The sequence below is a fragment of the Lacticaseibacillus boliensis genome (genome assembly GCF_054784775.1).
Genome location: NZ_BAAIHN010000035.1, coordinates 20,879 through 28,089, shown reverse-complemented (window position 1 = coordinate 28,089; position 7,211 = coordinate 20,879). Strand labels below are relative to the sequence as shown.

General features: G+C 46.7%; 4 protein-coding genes. All 4 read right to left on the bottom strand.

From position 1 onward, the window contains the following. Positions 1 to 330: 330 nt before the first annotated feature. The 4 genes from ACYVRB_RS11980 to ACYVRB_RS11965 all read right to left on the bottom strand — a co-directional run bounded on the left by ACYVRB_RS11980 (position 331) and on the right by ACYVRB_RS11965 (position 7,017). On the bottom strand, positions 331 to 2,568 hold the full coding sequence (locus tag ACYVRB_RS11980; protein ID WP_461215645.1) for a helix-turn-helix transcriptional regulator: 2,238 nt from the start codon (positions 2,566 to 2,568) through the stop codon (positions 331 to 333). Between the two features lie 366 nt (positions 2,569 to 2,934). Next, positions 2,935 to 3,861 (bottom strand): ROK family protein, encoded by a 927-nt coding sequence (locus tag ACYVRB_RS11975; RefSeq protein ID WP_461215643.1) that lies wholly within the window; start codon positions 3,859 to 3,861, stop codon positions 2,935 to 2,937. Positions 3,862 to 4,673: 812 nt separating this feature from the next. Then, entirely contained in the window at positions 4,674 to 5,993 is a 1,320-nt protein-coding gene (locus tag ACYVRB_RS11970; protein WP_461215642.1) for an MATE family efflux transporter, read from the bottom strand. Positions 5,994 to 6,087: 94 nt separating this feature from the next. Then, entirely contained in the window at positions 6,088 to 7,017 is a 930-nt protein-coding gene (locus tag ACYVRB_RS11965; RefSeq protein ID WP_461215641.1) for an ROK family protein, read from the bottom strand. Positions 7,018 to 7,211 lie beyond the last annotated feature (194 nt).

The window sequence follows — 7,211 nt, the reverse complement described above, 5'->3', positions numbered from 1 at the left end:
TCGGTCTGTTCGTGGTGCATCGATCACCAACTTCTCCGCTCAGTCAGTATTCGCAACGCTCCAAACGTTGCTTTCAGACCGGCCAGATGCGATTTCATGTCCCAAATACCGAGGTGAATAATCCAGGATATATTTGGGTTGATTTGTTCCACGTTAACCCCTCCTAGCTATGACCGCTACACTCTCAATATTATTCATCATAGACATCGGAAAAGTTTATAACCATTTTCTTTTTGCTATTCGTTCGCCATTTTTTGTAAGCGATGCCAACTGCTGCTACAAAGTAGTCATATAATGCTAAGCATTTATTGCAAAAAGCGCTAATGGATCTTATGAGTCCAAGATTTCGTTTTTCTTTCGAACATGAATAATAAAATAATTATTTGGCCCAACTGTGTATTTCAATGCCAATCGATGATTCTTTGCACTCATAATATTAAGCGAGACGTCAACGTCACTTGTCTGTGCCATTAATCCAATATCAGAGTTACGAAGTTCTTGATAAAAATCAAACTTCTCCCACTTAGACAATATATCCCCACGACACTGAAACATTCGAATCTCATAGCTTCCTGATGCAATATCATCCAAGACCACACTAACATTGACTGTGCCCTCTGGCAGACGTTCATTCACGAGTCGCGGATTGGATAAATCAAAATTATCCGTTAATAGCGGATAGCGAATGTTATTGCCCAGAACATACACATCCGTATCAATAAATCCTGCATAGTAATTCTGATCGAGTTGCACAAAACGACTTGTTCCGGAAAATTCATTGATAAATTTAACTGCTTGCAGACTGGGCTTAGTCAACCCGTTAGCCGTAATCATCCCTTTTCCTGCGCTTAATGTATTAGCTAACTGAGACCGAGCGCCGAAAGAATCCGACCCAAGTATAGATCCACATCCAGAAATCCATCTTATGACTGCCATCACTTGTTGCATAAAGTACGCACCAACAAATAAGCTATCTTGAAGGTAATTCGTTTGTTTAGTATCAATACCTAATTCAGTCAAAAAAATAGATTTGTCTGCTGGCCACTGATTATCTTCAAAAAAATCAATCAGTTGTTGCCGTCCTGCACGCAATATAGAATTAAATGTCCCCAGACGACTGCTAACCGGAATACAAGTTCTTAATGTTATAAAATCAACAAGATGTTCATATCGCCCAGCACCCTCAGGAACAAGCACAACATTTTCACCTAGTCCACCGACTTGTACACCGGGCAACGTTTTACGCAATGTAGCTTTCACCTTTTTATACGTCAGAACTAATTTTTCTGTTATACGGCCACTAGAGCTTTGCACCTCAAACGGCCACTGACTCACAACATTCACTGCCAAGTGATCTGCAATAAAGCGGCACATCAAAGTCATCCCATCGAGGGTACGTTGAGAAATACTATCCTCATTTAAACTGAATGTTAACCATGGAATCACCCCTTTCACCATACATTCATCGATGACTTGTTTTAGTAAATTCAAAGTAAAATCGTCGATGGTTTCAAGCGACTCAATAGTGAACTGAAGCCGTGCATATTTAAAAGTCGTCGTTTGAATTAATTTTCGTAAATGTTCTTTCCAATCCACCCGCTCAAGGTTCTGAATTTCTCCGAAATTTAAAATCATTGCAATTTTCGGTGCCATCTTCGTAGCCATCTTTTGTTCAGAAATATGTAGCTCTACACTTGAACGAGCATCCAATCTTTTGGAATATGTTGCTAACAGCACATTTGCCCGCTGAATCATGGCTGTATCAATCGGCTTCTTCTCGATGCTTTGTACTTTCAGATGTGCATGGCTATCACGATACTGTGAAGGTGTTAAGTTGAATTTTTGCTTGAATGATCGATTAAAACTTGATAAACTACTAAATCCGCATTCTAGCGCAATCTGTGCAATCGACAGGTCAGGTCGTTGAAGTTCAAGCTCTGCATGGTTAAGCCTGATATTTGTGAGATAGTCCTTAAAATTGACACCAATATTCTTTTTGAAATAGCGTGAAAAATAACTTGGCTCCATATAATAAATGCCAGAAATTTTTTTCAGGTTCAGTGTCTCAGCGTAATGCGCTTCGATATAACGCTTGATTCGAAGCACTTGATCATTGCTGACTGGCTTTACTTCAGCAAATTCAAGTACCAGAAGATTCAGCAATTCATAGCTCTTGCCAATCGCAACCATCTGCAATTGACGATCCTGAGAAAGTACGGCCTTTAATAAGGATATAATTATTGCAGACAATTCTTCATCGTGTAGTACCCGATTACTTTTCGTTTCAAAATAAAACTGGTCCACTTCAAATATATCGTTGATCTCAGAAAGTCTAAAACTCAACTGAAGGACCATACTAATAGAATCGTGAGCCTCAATATTGGCGACTTCGCCAACATTTAAGAGAAGGAAGTGATTAGACGTAAACTGGCTCTTCTTGCCGTCAACTGTAACTGTATAATTGCCCTCTAGAAAGTAGACAATCGTTGGCTCCGAAAACGTAACCCTCGTCGTCGCAATGTCATCCGTAATAATTCCAGACACAAAGTTTTTAAGTGTAAATTTCATGAAATTCCTCCTCAACAACGTAAGCGCTTCATACACTATTTTAACACGATTAATCGCTAATTGATTTAGCACAATTATTTCGAAATCTGTTAAAGCTGAGAAGTTGAGAAAGTGACGTTCAAGTTAATCACTATTCAAACTTATTAGATCAATAGAAAACGCGTCATAATAATTATGACAAATCAAAAAAAGTAGTGTCTAATTATTTAGGCACTACCAAAACATGCTATGACCAAATGTTGTTTATCATATTTTCCATCTGGATCATTACTATACTAGTCAGATTTGCTTATATACATCCTGCATCCTTGGAATAAGACATGCAGTTTTCATCCACACAACAATAAAGCAGTATTGCAAACCTTTTTACATCAAAAACGTTGCTGCATCGCCAAAAATACCGGCATCGTTGCCTAATCCTGAACGGCTAACGGTGTAGTGTTCCCGAATCTGCGGGAACACATGCTCGTCGATCGCCGCCGTTAGCGGCACCATCAACGCGTCACCGGCTTCTGACAATCCGCCACCGATCACTAAGCGTTCAACGTCGATCGTGTTGAAGACACCGCCCATAGCCGAGCCCAGATAATCGACGGTTTCGTCGACACATTGCTTGGCCAACGAGTCGCCATCAGCCAGCCATTGGAAAATGTCGATCGTGGTAAACGCTCCACGGTCTGCCACCCCTGCATCTTTAAGGATGCGCTGCATCGTTTTGACCATCCCGTTGGCTGAGGTGAAGGTTTCTAAACAGTTGATGTTGCCGCAACCGCAGACTCGGTGTTCATTGGAACGCACGGGAATATGGCCAACTTCACCGCAAGACGAATGCGCGCCATTGATAATTTTACCATCGAGAATGATGCCGGCACCAACGCCGGTGCCTAAGGTGACAAACATCATACTGCGGGTGCCGCGACCAGCACCTTGCCACATTTCGCCCAGCGCGGCTGCGTTGGCATCATTGAGCAACGTCACCGGCAGCTTGAAGCGCTGTTCCAGCTTCGAGCGTAACGGTAGCTCGTGCCAACCCAAGTTGACCGCCCGCACCACGGTGAAGCCGTCTGTCGAGATCGGTCCCGGAACTCCAACCCCGATACCTGCAAGGGATTCGGTGTCAACATCTGCCAGGTGTGCGGCGATCGCGTCACCGATTTCTGCTGGGATATGCACCCCAGAGTCGCTGGTGTTCGTATCGATTCGCCACTTGTCGAGGATCTTGCCATGCGCATCAATGCGCGCCATTTTGATTGCCGTGCCGCCAATATCGACACTGATTGCCTGCTTCGTCATAATTGCCTCCCAATTGACTTTATTGCCTTCAGTATAATTTGAAATTCGGTGCAACACTGCCACTATTTGATTAAAAAGCTTCACATATTTTGTTATCTTTGTCTCAGGAAGTATGTACTAGACAATAAATGCATGACATAAATTGCATACCGTCAATCTCCAGAGGATCCGATTGCAGACACACCAAAGCCACGGTACGGACTCCGCATCGTGGCTGGTGTTTATGGGTAACTCAAATAAGCTGTTTTAAGTTTGCTTTTTCGCTTAGGTGAGTTCTGGAGGAAAAGCGCACTTAAAGAAGCATTTCGAGGTAGTCAATTTTGACGATATACGTCATCAAAATTGACGGTGCCTGTTTGCAGCTGCTGCGTGCGATCCTCCTTGCTCTAGCGTAGCTCTGTGTACCCTGAATGCGCCGCGACGCTGCCGGTCCTAACCATTGCTCCTCTAAATCCTACATTTGCTTGCACCACGTTTCGGATTACGACGCTTAGACAAGCTTCACTTGTCACCAAGTGGTTGTGCATCCATTTACTCCGATTGGTGGTAGCTGATAACCCACCTGGAGCCGGTCGTTATTGGAATTGGAGATCCAGCCTCCTAGGATCAGGAAACTGTGGACGGCCTCACTGGTGTGCTGGAGGTACAAAGGGCATCTGTAGAACCGGCCAACCAACGCCCTTCCCATCTCCTGAAACCATTGCCTCATGAGATATAATCGATTGCAAAGAATTCGCACGGCTAACTTTTTAGAAAATAAGCCACTAAAATACGGAGACAGTTATCGTCTCTGCATCGTTCCCGTAAATTTACTATCGCAAGCGTTTGCTACCTTGATACAGCGCCCAACCAACAATAAACGTCGCCAAATCAGCGACCGGTTGAGACCAGATGACGCCGTGATAGCCAAGAAGCGGCGCCAGCACCCACATTGCTGCGGCAAATAGTACGCCTTGCCGCGAGATCGCCATGACCAACGCGCCCAGCGACTCCCCGGTAGACTGGAAAACCGTGGTGTAAACCAGGATTGCGCCGATAAACGGCGTCGTGATCAACAAGGCTCGCAGCATCTCACTACCCATCGCGACGATCTCGGGATCAGACATAAACAGCCTTATCAATGGCTTAGCGGCAAGCATCAACACTGCAGCCCCAATCACAGCATAAATAATCTCCACCTTGAAATCATATCGCAGGATGGCTTTCAGCCGCTTGTGGTTACGTGCGCCATAGTTGTAACCGATCAGTGGCTGAGCACCGAAGGCAAATCCAACCATGATCAGCGTTATGACCATATAAATTTTTTGTGCGATCCCCATCGCGGCAAGCGCATTGGCACCATATGCGGACAGATGTTGATTCAACAAGGTCGTGCCAAAGCTCTGCATGAAGTTCGTCAGTGATGCTGGGATCCCGATGGCAATGATCGCCCACAGCGCGCCTTTTGATACATGCGCCAGCTTCGGGGTTATGGTGAGGTACTGCGCTTTGCGGTGCGTGAAGTAAATCAACAAGCTCGTGTTTAAGGCGTAGCCGATCACATTGGCTAACCCGACCCCGCCGGCACCCCAGTGGAAGCCAAACAGGAACAACGGATCCAAAATGATCGTCAGCACCGTGCCGCTAATGGTCGCGATCATCGACTGTTTGGCAAGACCTTCTGTCCGAATGATGTTCCCTGGCACCAAAGATACAATGATGAAAACTGCCCCGATCGCCAGCATCCGGTAGAACGCACCGGCATATTCACGCGTCGCCGCTGTGGCCCCAAGTAACGTCAACAACGGCGTCTCAAAAATCAGCATCAACGCCGTAATCACCAAACTCAACGCGATCGCAGCGTACAAGCAAAAGCTACTGGCTCGCCGCACCTGCGCGTAATCGTGATTCCCCATCAGCCGTGAGATCAGCGCTGATCCGCCGAGTCCAAAGATGTCGCCGATCGCCAACATAAACGAAAACAGCGGCGTCCCCAAGGCGACCCCGGCCACCAGATCCGCGTTGCCAGTTTGGGCAATGAAGAAGGTATCCGCAAGGTTATAAACCATGCTGGCAACCATGCCCAACACCACCGGCAGCGCCAGTTGCATATACACCTTGGGCACTGGTGCTTTCTCAAACAGTTCATCCATGCGGTGATATCCTCCTTCGTGTTAAGTTTACCCTAACACGAATTCGAAATTTCAGACAAGCAAAAAGTGCGACCGTAGCCACACTTTTCTCCCACTATTTCATCAAAAATGTTGCCGCGTCACCAAAAATCCCTGCGTCATTGCCTAATCCTGAGCGGCTGACCGTGTAATGTTCGCGAATCTGCGGGAACACATGCTCGTCGATGGCCGCCGTTAACGGCACCATCAACGCGTCACCGGCTTCGGATAATCCGCCACCGATCACTAAACGTTCAACGTCGATCGTGTTGAAGACACCAGCCATGGCCGATCCTAGATAGTCGACGGTTTCGTCGACGCACTGCTTGGCCAACGGATCGCCGTCAGCCAGCCACTGGAAAATATCGATCGTGGTAAATTCGCCGCGGTCTGCCACACCTGCATCCTTGAGAATACGTTGCATCGTTTTGACCATCCCGTTGGCCGAAGTGAAGGTTTCAAGGCAATTGATGTTACCACATCCACAGACACGATGTTCATCAGAGCGCACCGGAATGTGCCCAACCTCACCGCAGGATGAATGCGCGCCATTAATGATCTTACCATCGAGAATGATTCCCGCACCAACGCCAGTACCCAATGTCACAAACATCATGCTACGGGTGCCGCGACCGGCGCCTTGCCACATTTCACCTAATGCCGCTGCATTGGCGTCATTGAGTAGCGTCACCGGCAACTTGAAGCGCTGTTCCAGCTTCGAGCGCAACGGTAGCTCGTGCCACCCGAGGTTGACCGCCCGCACGACCGTGAACCCATCTGTCGAAATCGGAGCGGGAACCCCGACGCCGATACCAGCAAGAGACTCGGTATCAACGTCTTCCAAATGTGTGGCGATCGCGTCGCCAATTTCTTCCGGAATATGTACACCCGAATCACTGGTGTTCGTATCGATCCGCCACTTGTCGAGGATCTTGCCATGCGCATCAATGCGCGCCATTTTGATTGCAGTGCCGCCGATATCGACACTGATTGCCTGCTTCGTCATAATTACCTCCTGCTTGCCTATGATTGCGTGGCATCGCTACGGAGATGCCCGCCTATTTACCCTTCTATTGTATGAAGAATGCGGTTGCAGAACTGTCGTCATTCCGCCAACATAACCCATGATTTTTGACTTTCTCGCCACATCTTTGGCAGTCTGAGCTAATTTACAGCGCAATATTTTGGCATTTTACGCAT

Coding starts and splice junctions, on each gene's coding strand:
- ACYVRB_RS11965 (WP_461215641.1), bottom strand. CDS start 7,017: ATGACGAAGCAGGCAATCAGTGTCGATATCGGCGGCACTGCAATCAAA.
- ACYVRB_RS11975 (WP_461215643.1), bottom strand. CDS start 3,861: ATGACGAAGCAGGCAATCAGTGTCGATATTGGCGGCACGGCAATCAAA.
- ACYVRB_RS11980 (WP_461215645.1), bottom strand. CDS start 2,568: ATGAAATTTACACTTAAAAACTTTGTGTCTGGAATTATTACGGATGAC.
- ACYVRB_RS11970 (WP_461215642.1), bottom strand. CDS start 5,993: ATGGATGAACTGTTTGAGAAAGCACCAGTGCCCAAGGTGTATATGCAA.